Genomic DNA, 25625 nt, shown 5'->3' on the forward strand with positions numbered 1-25625 from the left:
TATACATGTTTAAGATTATGCCTGTGCGCGAAGGGATAAAAGGGATTTCTGCTACTACTTGCAGGGAGATTGATTTAGCGCAATTTTGGCGGTAGCTGACTACCGCCAGAGAGGTATTTGTCCCGGCGTCAGGCGGAGAAAAACGCCATCAGCAGAGGCACTAACAGACTCAGAATAAAGCCGTGGACGATGGCTGCCGGGACCATTTCCAGACCGCCGCTGCGTTGTAAAACGGGCAGGGTGAAATCCATTGATGTCGCGCCGCATAATCCCAGCGCGGTAGAGCGGCTGCGGCCCACCATTCCTGGAATCAACATAATGGCGATCAGCTCACGGGCCAGGTCGTTAAAGAAGGCGGCACTACCAATTACTGGCCCGAACGATTCGGTTAACAGAATACCGGACAGGGAATACCAGCCAAAACCTGATGCCATCGCCAGCGCGGTTTTCAGCGGTAGACCGAGGATCAAGGCATTGATAACCCCCGCCAGCATCGAACTGGCGACGACGACGACGGCCACGATCATCCCCCGACGGTTCAACACAATTTGCTTTAAGGTCATGCCGCTGTTGCGCAGTTGAATCCCCACCAGGAACAGTAAAAAGATTAACGTATATTCGCTGGCTTCGGTGGCATGCTGCAGAATGGGAAGCCCAGTGAGGCCGAGCAGGAAACCGATGACGACGACGCCGCAAAGCTGAAGCGACTCAAGCGCCATTGCAATTCGCGAGGGGAGCTTTTCTTGCTTGTGGTTGTGTCTCCAGGGCAGCGAACGCTCCAGCCAGAACAGCGCCGCAATATTACACAGTATAATGACCGTCACGCTGACCGCAGAATAATGAAGAATGGCTAACAGGTTGCTGGCGAGATTATCCAGAAACGCCAGGCTAATACCCATAAAAAAGAGAATAAGGTAGACGATCCAGCTTAACAGGCGATTGATAAGTTGTAATGCAGTCCTGTGCCGGAGCGGAATAAGGTAGCCCACAATTAGGGGAACCAGAATGATTAACAGCCCTGAAAACATGAAAACCAGATCCTTGCTGAGAAGTAAGACGAAATGCGTCACTATAACCTAAATAATTCAAGTTGCAGGAAGGCGGCAAGGGAGTGAATCCCCGGGAGCGTACATAAGTACGTGACTGGGGGGAGCGAGCGCAGTCAACACATCTGCAACTTGAAGTATAACGGGTATACACACTACTCAATGCAAAGAGGGGAGTAAAGTTGCAAATAAAAGGAAATATAGAGAGGAACAAAAAGACCTGACTTTCGCCAGGCCTTTTTGTTAGCGATTAATCGCGTTTTTCGAGCAGGGTGCGGTAAATAAGACCGCCGAGAACCCCACCGATAATCGGCATGACCCAGAAGAACCACAATTGTTGCAATGCCCAGCCGCCCTGGAAAATGGCTACTGCGGTACTACGTGCCGGGTTTACGGAGGTGTTGGTGACCGGAATACTGATCAAGTGAATCAGTGTTAACGCCAGACCAATTGCGATAGGTGCAAAACCTGCCGGAGCATGTTTATCGGTCGCGCCGTGGATCACTAATAAGAAACCTGCGGTCAGAATAATTTCAATGACGACGGCAGAAAGCATGGAATAACCTCCTGGTGAATGTTCACCAAAGCCGTTCGAAGCAAAACCACTGGCCGTTGCATCAAAACCTGCTTTACCGCTGGCAATAAGATACAGTGCCGCAGCTGCAACAATACCGCCCACAACCTGAGCAATAACGTAACCAATAACATCTTTTGCCGGGAAACGACCGCCAGCCCATAAACCGAAGGTTACCGCCGGGTTAAAATGCCCACCTGAAATATGACCCACAGCGAATGCCATGGTTAATACTGTCAGGCCGAATGCCAGCGCGACACCGGCAAATCCAATACCCAATTCCGGGAATGCGGCTGCCAGCACTGCACTACCGCACCCACCAAAAACGAGCCAAAACGTACCGAAGAATTCAGCTGCTAATTTCCTGAACATAACCACCTCAATTAAAAGTTCCGGGTTCGTGTTCCTTGCCCGGTAATTCATCGCTAAAAGGGACGATGATGAAAGAGCGGGTATTTTAGAAAAAAATATCATCCCTTCGCCAGTTAAATTGATGAAAAAATTTGATTTAAGGCAATATGTTGCGATTCCTTTTTGAATCTTGGGTGAATGAAGCATAGTTCAATTAGCGAAAGGACGATGATTAAGTTCTGAAATTATATTCAGGAGAAAACATAAGAAGAATATTCTTATTTTTTTTGCTTTTGCGATTCACGCCAGATTGATATCGGGTGTCCTGAGCGCTCGCTTGCCGTTATACTCCTGATAACTTGAAGGAAAAAGTTAGCATTTCCGGAGGCTATATGATTCTCGAACGCGTTGAGATTGTTGGATTTCGTGGTATTAACCGTCTGTCGTTGATGCTGGAGCAGAGCAACGTGCTGATTGGGGAGAACGCGTGGGGTAAATCCAGTCTGCTGGATGCCTTGACCCTGCTGCTGTCGCCGGAGTCAGACTTGTATCATTTTGTCCGCGAGGATTTCTGGTTCCCGCCGGGTGATATACAGGGCCGGGAACACCACCTGCACATTATCCTGACGTTTCGTGAATCCCAGCCGGGTCGTCACCGGGTGCGTCGCTATCGTCCTCTGGAAGCCAGCTGGACGCCGTGCCAGGATGGCTATCACCGCATTTTTTATCGCCTGGAAGGCGAGTGTGCGGATGACGGTAGCGTTCTGACCTTGCGCAGTTTTCTTGACGGCGACGGCCATCCATTACCTCTCGATGACATTAACGATCAGGCGCGCCACCTTGTGCGTCTGATGCCGGTACTGCGTCTGCGCGACGCGCGATTTATGCGACGGATCCGCAACGGTACCGTGCCGGACTCGGCGGATGTCGAAGTCACCGCGCGCCAACTGGATTTTCTGGCGCGTGAGCTGGCTACCCGGCCGCAAAACCTGACCGACGGGCAGATCCGCCAGGGGTTATCGGCCATGGTTCAGTTGTTGGAGCACTATTTTTCCGAGCAGGGGGCTGGCCAGTCCCGCTACCGTCTGATGCGCCGTCGCTCCAATAACGAACAACGAAGCTGGCGCTATCTGGACATTATTAACCGCATGATTGATAAACCCGGCGGACGTACGCACCGGGTTATTCTGTTGGGCCTGTTTTCGACCTTGTTGCAGGCCAAAGGCACGCTAAGGCTCGATAAAGACGCCCGACCTTTACTGCTGGTGGAAGATCCGGAAACGCGTTTACATCCCATCATGCTGTCGGTGGCCTGGCACTTGTTGAATTTACTGCCTCTGCAGCGAGTGGCGACCACCAACTCCGGTGAGCTGCTGTCCCTTACGCCTGTTGAGCATGTTGTTCGTCTGGTACGTGAATCATCCCGCGTCGCTGCCTGGCGGCTGGGGCCGGGTGGGATCAGTGCAGAAGATGGTCGGCGAATCGCATTTCATATTCGTTTTAATCGTGCGTCATCGTTGTTTGCCCGCTGCTGGCTGCTGGTGGAAGGTGAAACGGAAACCTGGGTTATTAACGAACTGGCCCGCCAGTGCGGACATCACTTTGATGCAGAAGGGATTAAAGTCATTGAATTTGCCCAGTCCGGTCTTAAGCCGCTGGTTAAATTCGCCCGCCGGATGGGGATAGAGTGGCATGTGCTGGTCGATGGCGATGAAGCCGGGAAAAAGTACGCGGCCACGGTACGTAGCCTATTGAATGACGACAGAGAGGAAGAGCGTGAGCATTTGACCATGCTCCCCGCGCTGGATATGGAACACTTTATGTATCGCCAGGGATTTGCTGACGTCTTTCACCGGGTGGCGCAAATTCCGGAGAATGTGCCTATGAATATGCGCAAAATAATCTCCAAGGCGATACATCGTTCGTCAAAACCGGATTTGGCCATTGAGGTGGCGATGGAAGCCGGGCGGCGGGGCGTTGATGCGGTGCCAACGCTGCTGCGAAAAATGTTTTCCCGCGTGCTGTGGCTGGCACGCGGTAGAGCGGATTAGTGGCGAAACATCGACGACAGCTGCGAATGGATGCTGTCCAGTAGCTGATAGCGGCGGCGGTATTCTGCGCGTTTTTTGCTCGCAATATCCGCCTCGCTTTTTCGCGCCAGCGTGCGCGGAATATGATAGTACCCGTTGCTGTCGCACTCACCGCCAACCGACTCCCAAAAAGCGTTGTAGTCAGAATGGATCACCTTGTTTTTATCGTGGTAGCGTTGACTGCGAAAGATATGCTGTTCATTGCTTACAGCCATAACTTTTTCAATATTCAACTGTTCGGCTAAACGGCAAATGGTTTCCATCACAATACGTTTTGGGAAAATTCCATGGCAGGACTTCGTCGCTTTTTGGATTGCTTCGTGCGGTAGTTGCGCATTGCCCTGCACACCGCCAATAAATAATGTCCTTTTCCCATTATATTCGCAGAACGTAAACGTCATTTTAGTTAGCACGTCTCCGTCACCATTGCGCACCTGAATGGTGGCTTCACCCTCTTTATCCAGTACCGGAAACATCATCATGGTGATGGTAAATATATCGCCGTCTTTACCTTCGGTTTGCGCCAGATGTAAGCCGTCATTGCTTAATAAGGCGTTAAATTCAGCGGGTAAGAATGCGTGGCGGATAAAATGGTAATGAAAACGCACCGCATCTAAACGCATTTTGCGGGAGAAGTTTGCCGCAAGATAAGGACGGTGCAAACGAACCGGCAGTCGGGGTTGACGGGCGAGCAGGGGGCCAAGATCCGGCCATTGGGCCAGTTCAGTCATCCATTCCTGAGTGAGGCGGGGTATCAATAATGAACGCCAGATAAACTTACGACGAAAGCTCCGTTTATCCCAGCAATGTGCGGGCCGTAAATGACCGCTGCTCAGGCTGAAAAAAAGGCCAAAACGCGTGACTGGTTTGGTGGAAAGAAAAGTGCTTTCAGTTAGCTGGCTCATAATATAAATCCGATTGATACCCTTGTACTAATTTCAGCACAGCGGATCTTAACCATTCATCAATAACTCTGTTATTCTTGCGCTTTTCAACGGCGATTTATTTAACGTTGATGATTAGCACTCCACTCTGGTGGACGTATTGGGGGTATTGGGACATTTATGAAGCTCAAGGGAAAAATCAAAAAACGCTATTTTCTGTTCGCCGTCATCCTTATTGTGGCGGTAATTGCACTTTGGCGAACGCTTAATGCGCCTTTACCTCAGTATCAAACATTAATTGTTCGACCTGGCGATCTGCAACAAAGCGTACTGGCTACCGGTAAGCTGGATGCGCTGCGTAAAGTTGACGTCGGGGCGCAGGTCAGCGGGCAGTTAAAAACGCTGTCGGTCGCGATTGGCGATAAAGTGAAAAAAGATCAGTTGCTCGGTGTTATCGATCCTGAACAGGCGCAAAACCAAATCAAAGAGGTTGAAGCGACGCTAATGGAATTGCGCGCCCAGCGTTTACAAGCCGAAGCTGAGTGGAAGCTGGCGCGGGTCACTCTCTCCCGCCAACAACAGCTGGCGAAAACCCAGGCCGTTTCACAGCAGGATCTCGACACGGCGGCCACCGAAATGGCGGTCAAACAGGCGCAAATTGGCACAATTGACGCGCAAATTAAGCGTAATCAGGCCTCTCTCGATACGGCAAAAACCAACCTTGATTACACCCGCATCGTTGCGCCAATGGCTGGCGAAGTAACGCAAATTACTACCCTGCAAGGGCAAACCGTTATTGCCGCCCAGCAGGCCCCTAATATTCTGACGCTGGCGGATATGAGCACCATGCTGGTAAAAGCGCAGGTTTCTGAGGCTGATGTAATTCACCTGCATCCTGGGCAAAAGGCCTGGTTTACCGTGCTGGGCGATCCGCAAACACGCTATGAAGGTAAGCTCAAAGATGTTCTTCCGACGCCAGAGAAAGTGAATGATGCGATTTTCTACTATGCCCGCTTCGAAGTTCCCAACCCGAAAGGGATCCTGCGTCTGGATATGACCGCGCAGGTCCATATCCAGCTCACTGATGTCAAAAATGTCCTGACCATCCCGCTGTCGGCGCTGGGCGATCCTATCGGCAATAATCGTTATAACGTCAGGTTGCTGCGTAACGGCGAAACCCGCGAACGTGAAGTGGTTATCGGCGCGCGTAATGACACCGATGTGGAGATCGTGAAAGGGCTGGAAGAGGGGGATGAAGTCATTACCGGTGAGGGCAACGCTGGAGCTGCAAAATGACAGCATTGCTTGAGCTGAGCCATATCCGCCGCAGCTATCCGTCAGGCGAAGGCCAGGTTGAGGTGTTGAAGGACGTATCCTTGAGCATTCAGGCCGGGGAAATGGTGGCGATTGTCGGGGCGTCGGGTTCGGGTAAATCGACGCTGATGAACATTCTCGGCTGTCTGGATAAGCCAACCAGCGGTACGTATCGCGTTGCCGGACGTGATGTCTCTACGCTGGATAGCGATGCGCTAGCGCAACTGCGTCGTGAGCATTTTGGTTTTATCTTCCAGCGCTATCACCTGCTGTCGCATTTAACCGCCGCACAAAACGTTGAGGTACCGGCGGTCTACGCGGGCACTGAACGTAAGCAGCGCCTGGCGCGTGCGCAGGAATTACTCCAGCGGCTGGGGTTGGGTGACCGGGTTGACTATCAACCTTCCCAGCTTTCCGGTGGTCAGCAGCAGCGGGTCAGTATCGCGCGTGCGCTGATGAACGGGGGGCAGGTTATTCTTGCCGACGAACCCACCGGTGCGCTGGATAGCCATTCCGGCGAAGAGGTGATGGCGATTTTGCATCAGCTGCGCGATCGCGGGCATACGGTAATTATCGTTACTCACGATAGCCAGGTCGCCGCGCAGGCCGAACGGGTCATTGAAATTCGTGACGGCGAGATTGTGCGCAATCCACCGCCACAGAACCCCTCTGGCGGACGCGATATCGCGGAGCCAACGGTGAAAACGGCATCCGGCTGGAGCCAGTTTGTCAGCGGTTTTCGTGAAGCGCTTACGATGGCCTGGCTGGCAATGGCCGCGAATAAGATGCGTACGCTACTGACCATGCTTGGGATCATCATCGGTATTGCTTCGGTGGTGTCGATCGTGGTGGTAGGCGATGCGGCTAAACAGCTGGTACTGGCAGATATTCGCGCTATTGGTACTAACACCATTGATATCTATCCAGGCAAAGACTTCGGCGACGACGATCCGCAATATCAACAGGCGTTGAAGTATGACGATTTGACGGCGCTACAGAAGCAGCCCTGGGTCAGTTCAGTAACGCCTGCGGTGTCGAAGAACCTGCGGTTACGCTATGGCAATATCGATGTTGCTGCCAGTGCTAATGGCGTTAGCGGCGACTATTTCAACGTCTATGGCATGACATTTAGCGAAGGGACCACCTTTAACGCCGAGCAACTGGCGGGGCGCGCTCAGGTGGTGGTGCTCGACAGCAATACCCGTCGTCAGTTGTTCCCCAATAAAGCGAAAGTTGTTGGCGAAGTCGTGCTGGTGGGGAATATGCCTGCCACGGTGATTGGTGTTGCAGAAGAGAAACAGTCGATGTTTGGCAGTAGCAAGATCCTGCGTGTCTGGCTGCCTTACAGCACTATGTCCGGGCGCATTATGGGACAGTCGTGGCTGAACTCGATCACCGTGCGGGTGAAGGATGGTTTTGACAGTGCCCAGGCCGAACAGCAACTGACCCGACTGTTGACGTTGCGCCACGGTAAGAAGGATTTCTTCACCTGGAATATGGACGGCATCTTGAAAACCGCCGAAAAGACCACACGTACATTACAACTCTTCCTGACGCTGGTGGCGGTGATTTCGCTGGTGGTCGGTGGGATTGGCGTGATGAATATTATGCTGGTTTCAGTAACCGAACGAACGCGTGAGATTGGCATTCGTATGGCGGTTGGCGCTCGCGCCAGTGACGTGCTGCAGCAGTTCTTAATTGAAGCTGTGTTGGTGTGTCTGGTTGGCGGCGCGTTGGGCATTAGCCTGTCGATGCTAATCGCTTTTACGCTACAGCTATTTCTGCCGGGCTGGGAAATTGGATTTTCACCCGTCGCGCTGTTGACGGCGTTTCTGTGTTCGACTGCAACCGGTGTGTTGTTTGGCTGGCTACCGGCGCGGAATGCGGCACGTCTGGATCCGGTAGATGCTCTGGCGCGGGAATAATGCCACAGAGATAAAAATGCCAGCCGCAAGGGCTGGCATTTTGACTGCGGGATGTACACAATGAGACAGAAGAGCTATGCGACAGCTTCTGCTTCAATGACAGGCACGATGACACTGGCATGATTGCCTTTTGGCCCCTGGTGGACATCAAACTGGACAGACTGTCCGGCTTTTAGCGTTCTGTAACCATCCATCTGAATGGTGGAGTAATGGGCGAAAATATCTTCGCCGCCGCCTTCGGGGCAAATGAAACCAAACCCTTTGGCGTTGTTGAACCACTTAACAGTACCCGTTTCCATACTTCGACATCCTTCGTAAATCTTATATAAGTAAGATGGAATGAACCGGTGGCGGAGTGGGGGCTGTTCAAAACCTCGCCAACTCTCGAGACTACAATTTAGAGAAATCAGGCGGGGCGTCAAGCGCCATGCAGACGGAATAGGGTAAAAATGCATCAAAATTTGAAGCAGTTAACGCTATTGTCGGTTATGTGACAGATGTCGCGGATGGCACTAATAGATGATAGTTATCTAATACTTGAGGTAGATTGATTGTGCGCATAGGCTGCTTGTCAGCGGCAAGATTTTCTGCCGGAAACCGTAACTGAAGATGACGACTGACAATGGGTAAGACGAACGACTGGCTGGATTTCGATCTGCTGGCGGAAGACAAATTGCGCGACGCGCTAAAACCGCCATCTATGTATAAAGTGATATTAGTCAATGATGATTACACTCCGATGGAGTTTGTTATTGACGTGTTACAAAAATTCTTTTCTTATGATGTAGAACGTGCAACGCAACTGATGCTTGCAGTTCACTATCAAGGCAAAGCTATCTGCGGTGTGTTCACTGCCGAAGTGGCTGAAACCAAAGTAGCGATGGTGAACAAATATGCGAGGGAGAACGAGCATCCGTTGCTGTGTACGCTGGAAAAAGCCTGAATGCAGGCATAAACATTGGGGGAGGTGCCTATGCTCAATCAAGAACTGGAACTCAGTTTAAACATGGCTTTCGCCAGAGCGCGCGAGCACCGACATGAGTTTATGACCGTCGAGCACTTGTTACTGGCGTTGCTCAGTAACCCATCGGCCCGCGAAGCGCTGGAAGCGTGTTCTGTGGATCTGGTGGCGCTCCGTCAGGAACTCGAAGCCTTCATTGAACAGACCACACCTGTATTGCCTGCCAGTGAGGAAGAACGCGACACGCAGCCAACGTTGAGTTTTCAGCGTGTACTGCAACGCGCGGTCTTTCATGTTCAGTCCTCCGGGCGCAATGAAGTTACCGGCGCAAATGTGCTGGTCGCTATCTTCAGCGAGCAGGAATCTCAGGCGGCTTATCTGCTGCGTAAGCATGAAGTAAGTCGTCTTGATGTGGTGAATTTTATTTCTCATGGCACGCGCAAAGACGAACCCAGTCAGTCTTCTGACTCTGGGAATCAGCCAAATAACGAAGAGCAAGCTGGCGGGGAGGACCGTATGGAAAACTTCACGACTAACCTTAACCAGCTTGCCCGAGTGGGCGGAATTGATCCGCTCATTGGCCGGGACAAAGAGCTGGAGCGCGCCATTCAGGTACTGTGCCGTCGCAGAAAAAACAACCCGCTGCTGGTGGGAGAGTCTGGTGTCGGTAAAACCGCCATTGCTGAAGGCCTCGCCTGGCGTATCGTCCAGGGTGATGTGCCTGAAATCATGGCTGATTGCACCCTTTACTCCCTGGATATCGGCTCGCTGTTGGCTGGCACCAAATATCGCGGTGATTTTGAGAAACGCTTTAAGGCGCTGCTGAAACAGCTGGAACAGGATACTAACAGCATTCTGTTTATCGATGAGATCCACACCATTATCGGTGCGGGTGCGGCATCGGGCGGCCAGGTGGATGCGGCTAACCTGATCAAGCCGCTGCTCTCCAGCGGTAAGATCCGTGTGATAGGGTCCACAACCTATCAGGAATTCAGCAATATCTTTGAAAAGGATCGTGCCTTAGCGCGTCGTTTCCAGAAAATCGATGTCACTGAGCCATCGGTAGAAGAGACCGTGCAGATAATCAACGGTCTGAAGCCGAAATACGAAGCTCACCATGACGTCCGCTATACCGCCAAAGCGGTGCGTGCAGCGGTCGAACTGGCGGTGAAATACATTAACGATCGTCATCTGCCGGATAAAGCGATTGACGTGATCGATGAGGCGGGCGCGCGTGCGCGTCTGATGCCGGTCAGCAAGCGCAAGAAAACCGTCAACGTGGCGGATATCGAGTCCGTTGTGGCCCGCATTGCGCGGATCCCGGAGAAGAGCGTTTCGCAGAGCGATCGCGACACGCTGAAAAACCTGGGCAACCGTCTGAAAATGCTGGTATTCGGACAGGATAAAGCCATTGAGGCGCTGACTGAAGCGATCAAAATGAGCCGTGCCGGTCTGGGACACGAGCATAAACCGGTTGGTTCGTTCTTGTTTGCCGGACCAACTGGCGTCGGTAAGACTGAAGTCACGGTGCAGTTGTCCAAAGCACTCGGCATTGAACTACTGCGTTTTGATATGTCCGAGTATATGGAACGCCACACCGTTAGCCGCCTGATTGGCGCGCCTCCGGGGTATGTCGGTTTCGACCAGGGCGGTTTGCTGACCGATGCTGTTATTAAGCATCCGCATGCGGTACTGCTGCTGGATGAAATCGAAAAAGCGCACCCGGATGTCTTTAACCTGCTGCTGCAAGTGATGGATAACGGTACGCTGACCGACAATAACGGGCGTAAAGCGGATTTCCGCAACGTGGTGCTGGTCATGACCACCAACGCTGGTGTGCGTGAAACTGAGCGTAAATCGATTGGGTTGATTCATCAGGACAACAGTACTGATGCAATGGGCGAAATCAAAAAAGTGTTTACGCCGGAATTCCGTAACCGTCTCGACAACATTATCTGGTTTGATCATCTCTCTACCGAGGTGATTCATCAGGTTGTTGATAAGTTTATCGTCGAGCTTCAGGTTCAGCTGGATCAGAAAGGTGTCTCTCTGGAAGTGAGTCAGGAAGCGCGTGACTGGCTGGCAGAGAAAGGCTACGACCGCGCAATGGGCGCACGTCCAATGACGCGTGTGGTCCAGGATAACCTGAAAAAACCATTGGCTAACGAACTGCTGTTCGGTTCGCTGGTGGATGGTGGCCAGGTGACCGTTGCGCTGGATAAAGAGAAAAATGAGCTGACCTATGGCTTCCAGAGTGCGCAAAAGCACAAGCCAGAAGCAGCACATTAATCTTTAATCACCTAATCAGCCGGGCGTAATGCCCGGTTTTTTTTCGCCTGATAATCGTGATTTGAATTGGGATATTCAGGGAGTTTAAACGGCAGGCAAAAAATAAGCCTGCGTAAGGGCGTTTTTCAGGGTAGGTAACATGGGCTTTCAGCGGTGCAATGCGGGTTTGCGCGGCACGCAAGACCACTGAAAGCCATAATAAACTACCCTACTGTGGACACAGTGTGGACACTCTGGGAGTCAACACCACCACGTAGCGGATTGAGTGAAACAGCATCCTGAAGATACTCCGGGGCAAAGTGCGCATAGACCATTGTCTGCTCTATCCGTGAATGTCCCAGTATTCTCTGCAAGGTGATGATACTCCCGCCGTTAATCATAAAGTGGGTAGCAAAACTGTGACGCAATGCGTGAGTTGGTTGCCCGTCCGGTAGATCCGGTTTTACATCTTTCATTGTTCGCCTGAATTTCGGATATGAGGCATCAGGGAACAGATACCCCTTACCCGCAATCATTACAGCTACTTCCTCAGAGATAGGGACAGTACGTGGTTTGTTCGTCTTTGTTTTAACGAACGTCACCCGATTCTGTATTACGTTCTCAGCTTTCAGTTTCGCGGCCTCACCCCATCGAGCGCCGGTACTTAAACAAAGAATCGCGATTTTCTTGTTGTCCCCGTCAAGATTGGCAAGCAACAATGTTATTTCTTCCTGTGTCAGATAGCCTGTTTCTGGTTTCTGCTCCTTTAGCTTTTTCATCCCTCTGAAAGGGTGTTCACCAAAAAACAGTTCCGCATCAATTAGCGCAGTAAACATACCACTCAAGCAGGTAAGGTCGCGGTTAATACTGGCCGGTTTTATGCCTTGCCCTCTGCGAGTCATGCTGTACTGGCTAATAAGCGCTTTGGTTATCTGGAACGCGCAAGGGTCATCAGTGATCCGGGTAAAGATTTCAATCTTACCCAAATTGGATTTTCCGTGTTCTTCATGCTTACCTTTCAGATCCCACCAGACTTTTGTTAATTCAGACAGATGCCGCTTATCTGTCGGTTTAGCCAACCAATCTTTGTTGTGATGGTTGTACTGCGTATGTTTTTCAAAAGCGATAGCTTCACTTTTCTTATCGAACTTCCTGCGGATGCGCTTTCCGTTGCGCCCTGCAGGTCTGATGTCCACTTCATATCGACCATCATCGAGCTTTTTAACAGACATAAAGCCTCCCGATGATGTTACTGCTTACTTCAATTTCCTGATTTAAATAACAAAAACTCTTGGTGCATTTACTACACAAATAAGAGCCGTAAATGGTTAGCCAGTTTTCTGGTCGGAGTGGGGTGACGTTGTTGTCTGCTGCCCAAAGTGCGCGAGAGCCGGTGCAATCTGCCCAGCTTCTGGTGATATTTGTTCAGTCATAAACCAAAGGGTGTATTTGCTGAAACGAGGATGTTGAAGAATTTTCATGGCGACGTCCGTCGGGGGTATCGTTCTGCCGCTTTCATAATAGGTTAATGAGCTATAAGGAACTCCAGTAATTTCAGAGAATTGCTTCCTGTTTAGCCTCTCTGACTCACGTATGAGAGCCAGCTTTACACTGATTGCTGTTGACATGTTATCGAGATCCTCTAATAATCACGACATCTTCTACTATGTTTCAAGTTTTTCTAAGTTTAATTAAGGCACATTAGAGAACATTGAAACCCATTGGTTAGATCTAGATGAAAGGTTAACAGATGAGTAAACAAATTGTCAGTAGTAGTGATGCCGTCCCCTATCAAGAGTTTGCCAAGCTTATTGGTAAGACCCCAGCAGCGGTGAGAGGAATGATTGAAAAAGGGAAATTACCGGTAGTTGAAATGACGGATCCGCAATCGACATCAGGTCGGGCAGGAGAATACTGGGTGTACCTACCTGCCTGGAACAATGGGATGAAACTTGCCTATGAAAGCCGCCCGAAAGAAATTCGTGAAGGTTGGCTCATGTGGCTGGGTTTGGGTGGACGGGCATAAAGGAGAAAAGCTAAATGAAAGAGCCTCGCTGTATCGCTCAATTACTGCGTAATGAAAGCCCACGCTCTATGACGTTCAAGATTACTCATGGTAAGGGGCGTAAAGGCATCATCATCCGCACTCGTAAGCCTGGCGTTATTGAAACGCTTTGCCGTTTGGTCAGAAAAAGAGGGACATGGCTATGACCGTTATGACTCTTGATGTGATCCAGAAACAGCCAGCGGCACTACGAGGGCTGGTTGGTAAGTACCTGGCTCAACCACGCTGGCAGGACACCTGTGATTTTTACGACCAAATGATGGAACGCGAACGACTGACAGTGTGTTTCCATGCTCAATTAAAACAACGCCATTCTGTCATGCGCTTAGAAGAAATGGATGAAGCAGATCGTGAGCGTCTTGTTTGTGCGCTGGATGAATTGAGATTCGCATTTTGTCGGTTTCGCCAGCATGGCTCTTCTAGGACAACGTTTATTAGCCGTCTTACTGTTAGCCAAAGGCGTTCTCTTTTTCGTCATGCCGGTCTCACAGATCAAGAATTCAGTATGCCGCACTGGCGATTGAACGAGGAGGAATGCTATTGGCGGGATAAACTTTTCCGTGCCTTGCGAGAGCTGTTTAGCCTTTTTGAGTACGCGCCGACCATTTTAACCTCGGTAAAACCTGAGCAGTATTTACATTAATTAATCTGGATTCGATTTATTACACGCCTTACAGCGTGGGGACTCCTTTTGTCTGGAGATAGGCAAATGCAAAAACAAAAAACAGCGCAGCGAGGCATGTTTTCGGCACTTCTGGAGCAGGCAGTAAGTGAAGCACAGCGCGACATTGCGACCCGTTTCTCTTCTCAATTTGACGGGCTTATCGCGCACATCAGCAAGTCAGAACTTAACCGCACCGAGATTATCGAGTTGCTAGGTCAAGAATCAGAAAAATTGCATAACTCAATTTTCGGTTGAACGGGTTATCCACTTTAGAAGGAAATAAGAATGAGTATCCGTATCGATATAAATAACCAGTACGTTATTACCAGCGACCGCTATCAATTTATTTTGCAGGAAAAGAAAATCGCTACCTCCGGGAAAAACGAAGGTAAGGAATGGCTGGATGTTGTGGGTTACTACCCAACTATCCCTAAGCTCGTTTCAGGCCTTACTTTGCATGACCTTTTAACGGGAGATGCTACCTGTTTCTCGGCGCTTGAAACTCAGATTGAGCGCGTAGCGAAGCAATGTCTGGACGCCTTCAATTCGAATGGCTGCTGAACCTCGGGGGCGTACTGCCCCTTCGCCACCACCTCCTTTCTCGAAGCACACCGATGATACATTCGTCGGCGCTTATCCCTGGAATGCTCCACGTTCTGCAATTGGCCGTGACAGACCTCTTACACGTGGCGAATTCCGTCAGGTGCAAGGTGTTTTAGGTAAAGTTAATCGTCTGCCTTATGTCTTAAAAACGCTGTTTAACTCGCGTTATGATTTCATCCGTCGTAATAAAAGCCCCCTTCATGGTTTCTATTTCCTCAAGAACACTGTCGAGAAAAGGGTGGGGCCGCGTCTTGAGCGGGTCAATCAGCTAAACGGAATGAACGAGACGGCATCGCTACTCTTCCTGAGTGAGCGCGAAAGCTATTCGCGTTTAGCAGGTATGAGTGACAAGGCTCTCAAAAAATTTGCTGCCCGTATCGCTTCGCAGCTCTATGTTGCTTATGAAGAACTTAGCGACGCCTGGGCTGATACTCACGGCGGTAAAGAGACTCTTTTTACTGATGAGGCTCAGGCGCATTTGTACGGCCACGTTGCTGGTGCAGCTCGCGCATTCAACATTACACCGATGTTCTGGAAAAAATACTGCAAAGGGCAAATCACGATCCGCCAGGCATTTTCCGCTATATCTCGTTTGATTAATGATGAGTGGTGGATTAACCAGTTTAAGGCGCAGCGTATGCGCTGGCACGAGGCATTGCTGATTGCTGCCGGTGAGGTGAATAAAGACCGTTCCCCATACGCCAGCAGAACGGCGATCCGCGACGTGCATTCTCGCCGCTTGGCTAATCTCGAATACCTCAAATCGTGCGAGCTGGAAAACAAAGTTACCGGTGAGCGTATCGATCTCATCAGCAAAGTCATGGGAAGTATTTCAAACCCTGAAATCCGTCGTATGGAACTGATGAACACAATCGCAGGTATTGAACGCTATGCGTCTGGGCAGGGTGACGTCGGTATGTTTATCACTATCACCACGCCATCGAAGTATCACCCTACACGTCAGGTCGGAAAGGGCGATAAAAAGACGGTGCAACTTAATCACGGATGGAATGACACCGCTTTTACGCCGAAGGATGGTCAGCGGTATTTATGTCGTATCTGGAGCCTGATGCGTACAGCCTTTAAAGATAATGATTTGCAGGTCTATGGTATGCGCGTTGTAGAGCCGCATCATGACGGAACGCCGCACTGGCACATGATGCTTTTTTGCAAACCAGAGCAACGTAAACATATTACTGAAATCATGCGACGCTATGCCTTAAAGGAAGATGGCGACGAAAAGGGTGCTGCAGCACAGCGTTTTGAAGCGAAGCACCTCAATCAAGGTGGTGCAGCCGGTTACATCGCAAAATACATTGCGAAGAATATCGACGGGTATGCACTTGATGGGCAAGTCGATCACGATACCGGTAAACCTCTCACTGATACTGCAGCAGCAGTAACCGCATGGGCGTCAACGTGGCGTATCCCGCAATTTAAATCTATTGGACTGCCAACGATGGGGGCATATCGTGAGCTGCGCAAATTACCTCGTGGCGTAAGCATTGCTGATGAATTTGATGAGCGAGTCGAGGCTACAAGAGCCGCAGCTGACGAGGGTGAGTTTGACCTTTATATCGCGGCGCAGGGTGGGGCGAACGTACCACGTGATAGTCAGACCGTCCGTGTGGCTCGTAACGTGACTGACGAGGTCAACGCCTACGAAGAGGATATAGAGAGAGTCGTGGGCATCTACGCTCCGCACTTGGGCTCTGAGCTGATACATGTTACCCGTACAGCCGAATGGCGCATCGTTCCAAAGCTGTTGGCCGTTGAGCCTTTGACTTTAAAAAGCGGCATTGCCGCGCCTCGGAGTCCTGTCAATAACTGTGGATTAAGTCTTAACAAGGCAGATAATTCGCAATATGATTATGCCTCTAAAGCTAAATTGGAACTAAATAATGAGAAGCTGAGAAAAGATGCTGGCAGAGTTAGCGTCTGCCAGCTTTATGTTAAGCTGCTTTAATTATATTTGGCGCATATGGAGACATAATATTTTCTGGCAATACTGGCCATTCGATGAACCTGAAGTAGTTGATGAAGTCTTGCTCTAAGAGGGCCTCAAGTAGCCTAGTACCCTCAAACTCCTTGTCGAGGATAAAGAATGCGGACATGGAAATGATACCCTTGGAACTATGGTGAGATAAAATGGATAATGTTTCGTGTTTCTTTATTTCCATATTTAATTTTTTCTTGGCTAGTTCTCTGTTTACAATTAGTATGTCTTTTTCATTCACATCCTTAACTTTATCGATGTTTTTGTTAACTAATTCTATGGTTTCATGGTAATTTCTGGCGAGCAAGTTTATGAATGTTTTTGCAAGAATATAACTGCCGAAATTTAATTTTTTATCTAGGGCTTCATCAAGTAATGCTAATGAAGTTGAATAATCATGTTTTAAATAGGCAATATCAGATTTAATTTTTAGAATTAAAGACTCAGAGGTGTCACGTGGCAATGTATCCAAAAATTCTTCTACCATAGGTATGTTAGTGCGATCAATTAATAAAATATCTACAATTAACTGGATGTGGTCGTTATACCATGGGCTTTCCATAGCCTCTATAGCATAATTAATGCCAGCTTGGATGTTTTTATTGCAACCAATCTCATATCGTGCTTTAAATATAATAAATGGCGCTATTGACGAAACGTCATATTCATCTTCATATTGGGTTATGAAATTTTTCATGTATAGTGATAAGTCAAATTTAACATCTATCTTATCATCTTCATCCTCAGTAACTCCGATTTCAAATAATGAGAGATGTAATTGAGTTAGATATTTTAGAATATTTTTTCTCTTACTCTTTGAGCTTATCTTGTATGCTTCGTTCAAATCATCAATGCATTCGAAAATTTTCTTTCTTTTTTGCGATGAGCAAATATGATCTGAATAAAGTTGAAGGTAGGTGTCGTGGATAGGATTGGTGGCTTTAATTATATCCAATACTTCTCGGGATAATTTATTTCTATCTGTTTTATCATGGTTTGTTAAGTGCTCGCACTTGATGGCGTTATATTTGATTTTCCAAGCATCATTGGTTAAACTGTTGTCTTGCTTTAAGCTTTCCTCAAGAAGTTTGTAAATTTCAGGGAATTCTATAACTTTATCGTCATTGGTTTCTAGATGTTTTAAAGATATTGAACACAGGTAATTTTTAAGATCGATGTTATACTTGAATTTTTCAAGTAAACTTTTTAGATATGTTATCTTGTCTTCTAATTTTGGGAATATATTTGTGCGGGTTAATGAATACCCTATATTGAACTCGTCAAGTTCGATTAATTTGTCGCTATATTCTAAGGCGGATTTAGTATCCTCTTGATCTTCTTTAATATCGATTAAACGTCGTAAGTATTTTGATTTTAGATTATCGTCTTCAGTTTCTATAATGAGTTTTTTTAGTTTATCTTCTGCAGTATTATAATTTTTAGAACGAATTAAATTATCTATTGATAAAAGGTTTTTAAATGCCTCCTCTGGAATTCTCTGTTCGTCGTTATCTCCCTCGGATAGTTCATTAATCAATGCTGAAATGTCTTGCGTGTAACTCTGTTTTTTAAGTTTTTGAATATCTTTATATATTAAGTTGTGGTTGTGTAATTCGAATTCATCAATGATGAAGTTGTGAATCATTTTCTCTCTTTTAGTAGATTTTTGGTTCCCGCCAAAAGATAGTTCACCCCCTAGTTCATGTACTAACTCAGCCATAAGTTGGTCAAAGCCATCAATTTCAACCCAATAAACTTTTTCATGGTTCAATAATTTAAATAGTTCTGGGGTGATTTGATCGCCTTTACGTGTGCACCAGTATATTCCATTTCTTAAATAGTCGCTTTGCTTAAGTAAATGCTTTAATACATCCATTATAGATGTGTCGTTACCAGCATAACCTATGAATATCAGACCATACTCTTTCGAAAATTCTATTAATTTTTCGCGAGTGTTGTTTTCAAGTGATTCCGTTTCTCTTAAAGAACTTTTAATACTGTCAAATAAATAATCACCATGGAGTTTTATGATCTTTGGTCGCGCTGAGGTGATTGATATTCCTTTAATCGAAGAGTCGTGGGCACATAATAATGGCCGGCTGGATGAAAATTGATAGAATGCTTCATTGATTAGATCGTCGAAGTTTGTTGTAAATACAGTATCAAAAAAACCACTTTCAAATAATTCAACTAAATAAGCATAACCAATTGATGGAAGTTTTTTATCAACTTGTAGTTCGACGAAACGTCTGCGTTGAGAAGGTAGAACAAATTTCCTCTCAAACAAAGATGAATATTCATTATTCTTATCATACCAGTCGGGATGTTTTTTAGATAACCACTCAATAGCGTTGTCAGATGTTGTATAATCCTCTTTAGAAAACTTAGTGAAAATTTCTTTCCGCCACTCTTGAACTAACTCAAAACCAGTTCTTATACCGGATGTTACCGATGCTCCGGCTCCAAGAAATAACGAATAATTTGGTGTTTGTCCTGAGCGTATATTTATGTAATCAGCAAGGTCCTTAACAGTCCTTTTTTTAATTAATAATTTCTCATCAGCCACATAATTGTCAATCATAACATCCTCATTTGAGTACTGTGTAAGCCTAAAGCATCAAAACTATATGTTAACAATATTTTAGTGTAAAATTCTTAAAAAGTGACAAAAAGGTGTGAACCATCTCATGTTTTGCTTGTGGGAACTAAAAGATGTTGAGCATTAAGAGAAAACTTTTAATGTTCAATAATCGCAATTTTTATCTTGACATGCATTTATTTGCATGAGTAGTGTGCCATAAATTTAATAGTACGGGCTGTAGTGCAGAAGACGGTAACTGAGAATGCACCTGCATTAAAACCGACCCATCAAGCGGGCAGGCGTGGCGGGGATAGCATTGCGCGCTGAGGCGGGTATTTATTTTATTTTTCCAGCGCCTGAGCGTGCCCTTGTGGCGTTATTATGGTTGCGGGTGAGTAACGAGATGAAGCGAAGCGGCGACGGCGTGTCGTGGCGCTGAGGGCGTTGTGTGCGGTGGGGGTAAAGCCGCCACGACGGGCGGCTGTGAGTGGAGTTATTCGTCGTAGCCGAGGCTGTATTTTTCGAAGCGGATAATTTCTTCACCCGCCCACTCGTTCAACTCCATAAACCGCGCCTGTAACGGGGTCAGCTCGTTACGCACAAAGACCTTTGCCACCTTCTCAACATCACCTACTGAGCCGACGTTCTCAGGTTTGCCGCCCATTAACTGGAACGGGATGCGATGCGCGTCGAGAAGATCAGCGGCGCTGACTTTTTTGATATTAAAAAAATCATCTTTCGTGGCAACCTCGCTCAGTGGCACAATTTTAATCCCGTCTGCTTTACCATTCGGCGCGTAGAAAAACAGGTTCTTAAAATTGCCGAGGCCTTTTGAGTCGCGCATCGCCTTTCGCAATGCCTCGACGTCGGTGCTGCTTTGCGCGGCGTCGGTCACATACATGATGTAACCCGCATGCGCGCCGTTCTGGTAATACTTGCGACGGAACAGGGTCGCCGATTCATTCAGCCAGGCTGAATTGAGTGCGCTCAGGTATTCCGGCATCCCGTAAAGCTCCTGATTAATATCGGGCTCGAGCAGGTGGAAGACGGAGCCAGGCGCGAACTGGTGCGGCTGTGTGTAGCTCTGAATGTACCAGTAAACGTCATCATCGATGCCACGGCGGGTATATTTTGCCGGTGAGGTTTCCAGTTTTAACGGTTTGCCGGTCAGGCCGCGCCGCTCTTCGATAAACGCATTGCCAAACACCAGATAGTCGAGCGCAAACCGGGTGAAATCCTGACGGGATAACAACGGGTGCGGGATGTAGGTCGACACCAGAATATTACGCTTTACGTAAATCGGTGAGCTGTGGTGCACGGCGGCGCGCATACTTTTCGCCAGCCCGGAGAAACTCACCGGCGGCTCGTACCACTGGCCATTGTCGATGCACTCGACGTAATCGAGAATATCGCGGCGGTCAAGTACCGGCGTCGGCTCACCAAAAGTGAATGCTTCCATGCTCTGTGCCGGTGCGGCGGTGTGGTTTTGGGTGCGCGGCGGCTGGCGCTTGTTGCGTTTCTTGCTCATTAGTTCCACTCCATGATGCTGGATGACTGCTCACCGGTCGCGGCGGTCAGCGGCTCATTGATTAATACGTGCATGGTTGCCCAAGCGAGATCGGCGTGACTGGCTTCCTCGGTGCGGCTGGCCTCATAGGTCGAGCTGCGCCCGCTGCTGGTCATGGTTTTGCGGATAGACATAAATGACTGCGTGATATCGGTCGCGCTGACGTCGTACTCGAGGCAACCGCGGCGAATGGTGTCTTTTGCTTTGAGCACCATTGCGGTTTTCATTTCCGGCGTGTAGCGGATTTCACGCGTGGCCGGGTAGAACGAACGCACGAGCTGGAAGACGCCCTGACCGAGCCCGGTCGCATCGATGCCGATATATTCCACGGTGTATTTCTGCGTGAGCTCGCGAATGGATTCGGCCTGTTGGGCGAAGTCCATCCCTTTCCACTGGTGGCGCTCGAGGATGCGGAATTTACCACCGGCAACGACCGGCGGCGCGATAACGACGCATCCGGCGCTGTCGCCACGTAATGACGGGTCGTAGCCAATCCACACCGGGCGGTGACCGAATGGCCGGTCGGCAAATGGCGCGTAGTCCTCCCATTTCTCGAGGCTGTCGACCATGCAGCGTTGCAGCTCTTCGAACGGGAATACCGACGCTTTATCGTCGACGAACTCGCACATAAACAGGTTGCGGAACTCATCGACACTGTTCTCTCGCTTCAGCGTATCGATGTTGAACAGGGTGCACCCTTTGGCGAGTGCGTCCTCGATGGTGACAATCTGTCGCCACTGGCCGTCAGGACAGGCGACGCCCTTCGCGAGTGCGGCGTGACTGATATCTATATCGACGCGCTCGCTCTTGTCTGAGTGCCCCTTGTTGAACTGCTCACCCGACCAGAACGGGTAGGCGCCGTGCGCCAGCGATGAGGGAGTCGAAAAATAGGTCGTGCGTAAATGCTCCTGTGACGACATCCCCCCGGCGACGCGTTTCAGTTTCTGAAAGTTGGGGATCCAGAAAATTTCGTCGACATACAGGTCACCGTTGTGACTCTGTGCTGTGTTGGCATTGGTACCGAGAAACATCAGCTCCGCACCATTGTTGCCGAGCACTATCGGGTCGCCGGTGAGCTCGACGCCAGCCTGTCGGGCAAAGGCGATAATGTATTTACGGAATACATAGGCCTGTGTCTTACTGGCCGACAAAAATATCTGGTTGTGGCCGGTCTTCAGCGCCTGTAACAGCGCCTCACGCGCAAAGTAAAACGTCGCGCCAATCTGTCGCGATTTCAGAATGTGCCTGATGCGGTGCGCCAGCCCCGCGCGCCACCATTCGAGCTGATAGTCGAAAGACTGCTCGAGAAAAATCTCTTCGAGTTTCCCGATAGCCTCTTCGCTGAAAAAGTTCTTTTTCGGCTTTTTCTTTTCCCCTTTATTGCGGTTGGCCACGTTCGGGTTTAAATCCGCCTCGTTGCCGGTCTGGCCGTAGCGGTTAACCCGCGCGAGGCGCTCCATCTGGCGCGCCAGAAAATCCGCGACCTTAAAGTCGTGAGCCGTCAGGTCAGGCTTTGCATAGAGCTGAATCAGCCGCGCCTCGAGCGTGAACTCGACCCGGTTTAGCGGGGCGGTTTCTTCCCATTTGTCGCGCTGTTTCCAGCTCTGCACCGTGGGGCGCTTGACCTGTAACTGCTCCGCGATTTGTGGCACGGAATAGCCCTGCCAGAACAAAAGCGCGGCCTGTCGTCGCGGGTCGCTGAGTAGTGATGTGTCGTTGGTGGTGGTCATAAAACCTCACTGTGATGAGTACACGGCAAGGCTAAAGATTCAGGGGAGATGAATCGCTAACCCCCTGTTGTGTCAGGGGTTGCACTTCTGTAACCGGTGGCTGGCGAGGGAGGGAGTCGGGAAACTACATCCGACCCGATAACCCAACTCAGGACACCTGACTCATGGCTAAAAAAATTTCGAAATGGTTTCGCATTGGCGTCGAGGGGGACACCTGCGACGGTCGCGTCATCAGTGCGACCGATATTCAGGAAATGGCCGACGGCTTTGACCCGCGCGTCTACGGCTGTCGCATTAACCTCGAACATATCCGCAGCGTTATTCCCGACAGCCCGTTTTGCCGCTATGGCGACGTCACGGAAGTGAAAGCAGAAGTGATCGACGACGATTCGGCGCTGAACGGCAAGCTGGCGCTGTTCGGCAAAATTGCCCCGCTCGACAACCTTCTCGCGATGCTGGCTAAAGGCCAGAAGGTTTACACCTCGATGGAAATTCGTCCGAACTTTGCCAACACCGGCAAATGTCACCTCATCGGGCTGGCGGTAACCGACGATCCGGCGAGTCTCGGCACTGAATACCTGCAATTCTGCTCCCGCGCACAACAAAACCCACTGGCCGGGAAGAAAGACCAGCCGGGCGACCTGTTCTCAGTGGCAACCCTTGCCGAGCTGGAATTCGAAGACCTGCCAGACACCCTGCTGACCAGACTCAGCGACACCGTGAAAGGCATCTTCAGCCGTAAACAGACTGACGACGATGCGCGTTTCGGTGATGTACATGAAGCCGTGACCGCCATCGCCGAGCGGGTGCAGACCGGCGGCGAAAGCGCCGGGGTGCGTTTCAGTGCAATTGAAGCCGAACTCGCCGACGTCAAAAAAGCGCTGGCCGAACAGGCCGACGCCACCTCGCAGCAATTCAGCACCCTGACCACCACGCTGGAAAACACCGAAAGCAGATCACAGGCGCGCCGCAAGTTAAGCACCGGCGGTGACGGCGATTCGGCGGTCTCCACGCTGACCGACTGCTAACCCCTGATAAACCCGAAGGAAAAGAAACGCCATGCGTAAAGACACCCGTTTTAAATTCAATCAGTACCTGAGCCGTATCGCCGAACTGAACGGCATCGAGGTCAGCGACCTCAACAAAAAATTCACCGTCGAGCCGTCGGTGACGCAGACCCTGTTTGACAAAATCCAGCAGTCGTCCAGCTTCCTGAAGCTCATCAACATGGTGACCGTTGGCGAGCTGACCGAAGAGAAGGTCGGCATCGATGTGACCGGCTCCATTGCCAGCACCGCTGACACCGACGGCGGGGTCGAGCGTAAAACCGCTGATTTCGCGAAAATGGATGCGTACCGCTATTTCTGCCATCCGGTGAACTTCGACTATCACCTGAAGTACAACAAACTCGACCTGTGGGCGCGTTTTCAGGATTTCCAGATTCGCATTCGTAACGCCATCATCAAGCGTCAGGCACTGGATTACATCACTATCGGCTTTAACGGCGTGAGCCGGGCGGCGACGTCTGACCGTAGCAAAAACCCGTTACTTCAGGATGTGGCTGTCGGCTGGCTGCAGAAATACCGCAACGATGCGCCTGAGCGGGTGATGTCCAGCATCACAGACGCTGACGGCACCGTGATTTCGAATACCATCAAAGTGGGTAAAGGGGGGCATTACGCCAACCTCGACGCGCTGGTCATGGATGCTTTCGAGTCGCTGGTCGCGGAAATTCACCGCGAGAACCCGGAAATGGTGGTTATCTGTGGTCGCCGTATCCTGACCGACAAATACTTCCCGATGATTAACAAATTCCAGGCGAACAGCGAACAGCTCGCCGGTGAGCTGATTATCAGCCAGAAAACCATCGGCCAGCTTCAGGCGGTGCGCGCGCCGTTCTTCCCGGCAAACAGCGTCTTCATTACCACGCTGGATAACATTTCGATTTATCTGTACGAGGACGGCCACCGCCGCCACATCGTCGAAAATCCGAAACTCGACCAGGTGGAAAACTACGAACAGGTCAAAGTCGATTTCGTTATCGAGGACTACGAGGCCGGGTGCCTGATTGAAAATATCGAGATCCTCGAGCCGGAAGAAACCGCCACGCCGGAAGCGACCAGCGCGGAAGTCTTCGCGGCGGCAATGCTCAAGGCGATGCAGTCGATGACCGGTACTGCTCCGGCTAAAGCCGACACCACTGACGGCGCGGAGGCATAACCGATGGCAACCCCCGCACAGCGTCACGCGATGCGGGTCTCGGCTATCAGGGCATCGCAGCGGGATAACGCCCCGCTGCGTCATGCCTCACCTTACGAGCAAATGCTCGTCAAGCTGGCCGCAGACCGCCGGACGCTATCAGCAATTCGTTCGAAAGAACGCAAAGCGGATAAAAAACGCGAATTACTCCCGCTGTACCTGCCGTGGGTCGCTGGCGTACTGGACAGCGGCACCGGCGCACAGGATGACATTCTGATGACGGTGATGCTCTGGCGTCTTGATGCGGGGGATATCACCGGCGCGATTGAGATTGCGCGCTACGCGCTGCGTTTCGGTCTGTCGATGCCGGAAAATCATTCCCGCACCACACCTTACATGCTGGCCGAAGAGGTCGCACTCGCGGCAACCCGCGCCCGTATTGCCGGTGAGCCGGTCGACGCCGCACAACTCCTTTACGTCATCGGGCTGACTGCTGAGGCCGATATGCCTGACGAAGTGCGCGCCCGACTGCACAAGGTCACCGGTCTGACTCTGCGTGATGCCGGTCAGCCTGAGAATGCGCTTTCTCACCTGCAACGCGCCTTACAGCTCGACACCCACGCCGGGGTAAGAAAAGACATTGAAACCCTCACTCGCGAGCTGAACCCGAAACCGGTCGCCGTCAAAAAACTGGCGCCGAAAGCGGCGAAAAAGGCACCCGCGAAAAAACAAGATTCACCGGTGAAACGAGGGCGGGGACGCCCGAGGAAAGTCGCCGGTTAACAGAACGCTCCCCGAGCCGGGCGG

Annotated in this window: 23 protein-coding genes; 14 read left to right on the forward strand and 9 right to left on the reverse strand. The window is 50.1% G+C overall.

Going from position 1 to position 25625, the window contains the following annotated elements:
- Positions 1 to 128 precede the first annotated feature (128 nt).
- Complete coding sequence (locus SK38_RS02235) at positions 129 to 1028, reverse strand: LysO family transporter (protein ID WP_016150624.1); 900 nt, start codon at positions 1026 to 1028, stop codon at positions 129 to 131.
- 268 nt (positions 1029 to 1296) lie between these two features.
- A complete protein-coding gene (gene aqpZ, locus SK38_RS02240; protein ID WP_003840208.1) occupies positions 1297 to 1992 on the reverse strand; it encodes an aquaporin Z in 696 nt (231 codons plus the stop codon).
- Positions 1993 to 2363: 371 nt separating this feature from the next.
- Between aqpZ and SK38_RS02245 the strand changes: the two genes are divergently transcribed.
- Positions 2364 to 4022, forward strand: a complete 1659-nt coding sequence (locus tag SK38_RS02245) for an ATP-dependent endonuclease (RefSeq protein ID WP_003834292.1) — start codon at positions 2364 to 2366, stop codon at positions 4020 to 4022.
- On the opposite strand, the gene SK38_RS02250 is transcribed toward SK38_RS02245, so the two are convergent.
- Positions 4019 to 4966 carry a VirK/YbjX family protein gene (locus tag SK38_RS02250; protein WP_048234957.1) on the reverse strand — a complete coding sequence of 316 codons (948 nt, stop codon included), beginning with the start codon at positions 4964 to 4966 and terminating at the stop codon, positions 4019 to 4021. The two genes, SK38_RS02245 and SK38_RS02250, sit on opposite strands and share 4 nt — an antisense overlap.
- Before the next feature lie 159 nt (positions 4967 to 5125).
- Between SK38_RS02250 and macA the strand changes: the two genes are divergently transcribed.
- Together macA and macB are read left to right on the forward strand one after the other, a co-directional pair.
- Entirely contained in the window at positions 5126 to 6241 is a 1116-nt protein-coding gene (macA, locus tag SK38_RS02255) for a macrolide transporter subunit MacA (protein WP_008785219.1), read from the forward strand.
- Positions 6238 to 8184 (forward strand): macrolide ABC transporter ATP-binding protein/permease MacB, encoded by a 1947-nt coding sequence (macB, locus tag SK38_RS02260; protein ID WP_032943949.1) that lies wholly within the window; start codon positions 6238 to 6240, stop codon positions 8182 to 8184. Before macA ends, macB begins: the two co-directional genes overlap by 4 nt.
- Before the next feature lie 74 nt (positions 8185 to 8258).
- Here the strand turns inward: macB and cspD are convergent, their stop codons facing one another.
- On the reverse strand, positions 8259 to 8483 hold the full coding sequence (cspD, locus tag SK38_RS02265) for a cold shock-like protein CspD (RefSeq protein ID WP_003036813.1): 225 nt from the start codon (positions 8481 to 8483) through the stop codon (positions 8259 to 8261).
- Positions 8484 to 8806: 323 nt separating this feature from the next.
- Here cspD and clpS point away from each other — a divergent pair, with 323 nt between their 5' ends.
- Positions 8807 to 9127: an ATP-dependent Clp protease adapter ClpS gene (clpS, locus tag SK38_RS02270; protein ID WP_003036810.1), complete on the forward strand. Its 321-nt coding sequence runs from the start codon at positions 8807 to 8809 to the stop codon at positions 9125 to 9127.
- A gap of 30 nt (positions 9128 to 9157) precedes the next feature.
- Positions 9158 to 11434, forward strand: a complete 2277-nt coding sequence (clpA, locus tag SK38_RS02275; RefSeq protein WP_003036804.1) for an ATP-dependent Clp protease ATP-binding subunit ClpA — start codon at positions 9158 to 9160, stop codon at positions 11432 to 11434.
- 203 nt (positions 11435 to 11637) lie between these two features.
- On the opposite strand, the gene SK38_RS02285 is transcribed toward clpA, so the two are convergent.
- Both SK38_RS02285 and SK38_RS02290 read right to left on the reverse strand, forming a co-directional pair.
- Complete coding sequence (locus SK38_RS02285; RefSeq protein ID WP_048234961.1) at positions 11638 to 12645, reverse strand: phage integrase; 1008 nt, start codon at positions 12643 to 12645, stop codon at positions 11638 to 11640.
- A 96-nt stretch (positions 12646 to 12741) separates the two neighbouring features.
- Entirely contained in the window at positions 12742 to 13041 is a 300-nt protein-coding gene (locus tag SK38_RS02290; RefSeq protein ID WP_048234962.1) for a helix-turn-helix domain-containing protein, read from the reverse strand.
- A 122-nt stretch (positions 13042 to 13163) separates the two neighbouring features.
- On the opposite strand from SK38_RS02290, the gene SK38_RS02295 reads away from it, so the two are divergent.
- The 6 genes from SK38_RS02295 (at position 13164) to SK38_RS02315 (ending at position 16711) form a co-directional block, all read left to right on the forward strand.
- Positions 13164 to 13439, forward strand: coding sequence for a regulatory phage cox family protein (locus SK38_RS02295; protein ID WP_048234964.1), 276 nt, complete (start codon positions 13164 to 13166; stop codon positions 13437 to 13439).
- A gap of 14 nt (positions 13440 to 13453) precedes the next feature.
- Positions 13454 to 13624, forward strand: coding sequence for a hypothetical protein (locus SK38_RS25085; protein WP_197089498.1), 171 nt, complete (start codon positions 13454 to 13456; stop codon positions 13622 to 13624).
- Positions 13621 to 14121 (forward strand): hypothetical protein, encoded by a 501-nt coding sequence (locus tag SK38_RS02300; RefSeq protein WP_048236392.1) that lies wholly within the window; start codon positions 13621 to 13623, stop codon positions 14119 to 14121. Before SK38_RS25085 ends, SK38_RS02300 begins: the two co-directional genes overlap by 4 nt.
- Positions 14122 to 14187: 66 nt before the next feature.
- The gene (locus SK38_RS02305; RefSeq protein WP_048234966.1) at positions 14188 to 14397 is read left to right on the forward strand and encodes a DUF2732 family protein; all 210 of its coding nucleotides are present in this window, start codon (positions 14188 to 14190) and stop codon (positions 14395 to 14397) included.
- A gap of 30 nt (positions 14398 to 14427) precedes the next feature.
- Positions 14428 to 14703, forward strand: coding sequence for a DUF5405 family protein (locus tag SK38_RS02310; protein ID WP_048234968.1), 276 nt, complete (start codon positions 14428 to 14430; stop codon positions 14701 to 14703).
- Complete coding sequence (locus SK38_RS02315; protein WP_231587301.1) at positions 14693 to 16711, forward strand: replication endonuclease; 2019 nt, start codon at positions 14693 to 14695, stop codon at positions 16709 to 16711. Before SK38_RS02310 ends, SK38_RS02315 begins: the two co-directional genes overlap by 11 nt.
- Here the strand turns inward: SK38_RS02315 and SK38_RS02320 are convergent.
- The 3 genes from SK38_RS02320 to SK38_RS02330 form a co-directional block, all read right to left on the reverse strand.
- On the reverse strand, positions 16698 to 19322 hold the full coding sequence (locus SK38_RS02320; RefSeq protein WP_048234970.1) for an SIR2 family protein: 2625 nt from the start codon (positions 19320 to 19322) through the stop codon (positions 16698 to 16700). The two genes, SK38_RS02315 and SK38_RS02320, sit on opposite strands and share 14 nt — an antisense overlap.
- A gap of 493 nt (positions 19323 to 19815) precedes the next feature.
- Positions 19816 to 20850: a phage portal protein gene (locus SK38_RS02325; RefSeq protein WP_048234972.1), complete on the reverse strand. Its 1035-nt coding sequence runs from the start codon at positions 20848 to 20850 to the stop codon at positions 19816 to 19818.
- Positions 20850 to 22619 carry a terminase ATPase subunit family protein gene (locus SK38_RS02330; RefSeq protein ID WP_048234973.1) on the reverse strand — a complete coding sequence of 590 codons (1770 nt, stop codon included), beginning with the start codon at positions 22617 to 22619 and terminating at the stop codon, positions 20850 to 20852. The genes SK38_RS02325 and SK38_RS02330 overlap by 1 nt, the downstream gene beginning before the upstream one ends.
- A gap of 164 nt (positions 22620 to 22783) precedes the next feature.
- Here SK38_RS02330 and SK38_RS02335 point away from each other — a divergent pair, with 164 nt between their 5' ends.
- The 3 genes from SK38_RS02335 to SK38_RS02345 are packed head-to-tail and all read left to right on the forward strand — an operon-like array spanning position 22784 to position 25601.
- Positions 22784 to 23647: a GPO family capsid scaffolding protein gene (locus SK38_RS02335; RefSeq protein WP_048234974.1), complete on the forward strand. Its 864-nt coding sequence runs from the start codon at positions 22784 to 22786 to the stop codon at positions 23645 to 23647.
- Between the two features lie 31 nt (positions 23648 to 23678).
- Positions 23679 to 24839, forward strand: coding sequence for a phage major capsid protein, P2 family (locus SK38_RS02340; protein WP_048234975.1), 1161 nt, complete (start codon positions 23679 to 23681; stop codon positions 24837 to 24839).
- Between the two features lie 3 nt (positions 24840 to 24842).
- Positions 24843 to 25601: a phage terminase small subunit gene (locus tag SK38_RS02345; protein WP_048234976.1), complete on the forward strand. Its 759-nt coding sequence runs from the start codon at positions 24843 to 24845 to the stop codon at positions 25599 to 25601.
- Positions 25602 to 25625: the final 24 nt, after the last annotated feature.

Origin of the sequence: Citrobacter sp. MGH110, assembly GCF_001037515.1 — a bacterium.
Classification (GTDB): domain Bacteria; phylum Pseudomonadota; class Gammaproteobacteria; order Enterobacterales; family Enterobacteriaceae; genus Citrobacter; species Citrobacter portucalensis.

Excerpts from the sequence above, each read along its gene's own strand:
- SK38_RS02315 (WP_231587301.1), top strand. The coding sequence starts at position 14,693 with ATGGCTGCTGAACCTCGGGGGCGTACTGCCCCTTCGCCACCACCTCCT.
- SK38_RS02285 (WP_048234961.1), bottom strand. The coding sequence starts at position 12,645 with ATGTCTGTTAAAAAGCTCGATGATGGTCGATATGAAGTGGACATCAGA.
- SK38_RS02340 (WP_048234975.1), top strand. The coding sequence starts at position 23,679 with ATGCGTAAAGACACCCGTTTTAAATTCAATCAGTACCTGAGCCGTATC.
- clpS (WP_003036810.1), top strand. The coding sequence starts at position 8,807 with ATGGGTAAGACGAACGACTGGCTGGATTTCGATCTGCTGGCGGAAGAC.
- SK38_RS02335 (WP_048234974.1), top strand. The coding sequence starts at position 22,784 with ATGGCTAAAAAAATTTCGAAATGGTTTCGCATTGGCGTCGAGGGGGAC.
- clpA (WP_003036804.1), top strand. The coding sequence starts at position 9,158 with ATGCTCAATCAAGAACTGGAACTCAGTTTAAACATGGCTTTCGCCAGA.
- SK38_RS02330 (WP_048234973.1), bottom strand. The coding sequence starts at position 22,619 with ATGACCACCACCAACGACACATCACTACTCAGCGACCCGCGACGACAG.
- SK38_RS02250 (WP_048234957.1), bottom strand. The coding sequence starts at position 4,966 with ATGAGCCAGCTAACTGAAAGCACTTTTCTTTCCACCAAACCAGTCACG.
- aqpZ (WP_003840208.1), bottom strand. The coding sequence starts at position 1,992 with ATGTTCAGGAAATTAGCAGCTGAATTCTTCGGTACGTTTTGGCTCGTT.
- SK38_RS02320 (WP_048234970.1), bottom strand. The coding sequence starts at position 19,322 with ATGATTGACAATTATGTGGCTGATGAGAAATTATTAATTAAAAAAAGG.
- SK38_RS02290 (WP_048234962.1), bottom strand. The coding sequence starts at position 13,041 with ATGTCAACAGCAATCAGTGTAAAGCTGGCTCTCATACGTGAGTCAGAG.
- SK38_RS02310 (WP_048234968.1), top strand. The coding sequence starts at position 14,428 with ATGAGTATCCGTATCGATATAAATAACCAGTACGTTATTACCAGCGAC.
- SK38_RS02325 (WP_048234972.1), bottom strand. The coding sequence starts at position 20,850 with ATGAGCAAGAAACGCAACAAGCGCCAGCCGCCGCGCACCCAAAACCAC.
- SK38_RS02245 (WP_003834292.1), top strand. The coding sequence starts at position 2,364 with ATGATTCTCGAACGCGTTGAGATTGTTGGATTTCGTGGTATTAACCGT.
- cspD (WP_003036813.1), bottom strand. The coding sequence starts at position 8,483 with ATGGAAACGGGTACTGTTAAGTGGTTCAACAACGCCAAAGGGTTTGGT.
- macA (WP_008785219.1), top strand. The coding sequence starts at position 5,126 with ATGAAGCTCAAGGGAAAAATCAAAAAACGCTATTTTCTGTTCGCCGTC.
- SK38_RS02305 (WP_048234966.1), top strand. The coding sequence starts at position 14,188 with ATGCAAAAACAAAAAACAGCGCAGCGAGGCATGTTTTCGGCACTTCTG.
- SK38_RS02295 (WP_048234964.1), top strand. The coding sequence starts at position 13,164 with ATGAGTAAACAAATTGTCAGTAGTAGTGATGCCGTCCCCTATCAAGAG.
- SK38_RS02235 (WP_016150624.1), bottom strand. The coding sequence starts at position 1,028 with ATGTTTTCAGGGCTGTTAATCATTCTGGTTCCCCTAATTGTGGGCTAC.
- SK38_RS02300 (WP_048236392.1), top strand. The coding sequence starts at position 13,621 with ATGACCGTTATGACTCTTGATGTGATCCAGAAACAGCCAGCGGCACTA.
- SK38_RS02345 (WP_048234976.1), top strand. The coding sequence starts at position 24,843 with ATGGCAACCCCCGCACAGCGTCACGCGATGCGGGTCTCGGCTATCAGG.
- SK38_RS25085 (WP_197089498.1), top strand. The coding sequence starts at position 13,454 with ATGAAAGAGCCTCGCTGTATCGCTCAATTACTGCGTAATGAAAGCCCA.
- macB (WP_032943949.1), top strand. The coding sequence starts at position 6,238 with ATGACAGCATTGCTTGAGCTGAGCCATATCCGCCGCAGCTATCCGTCA.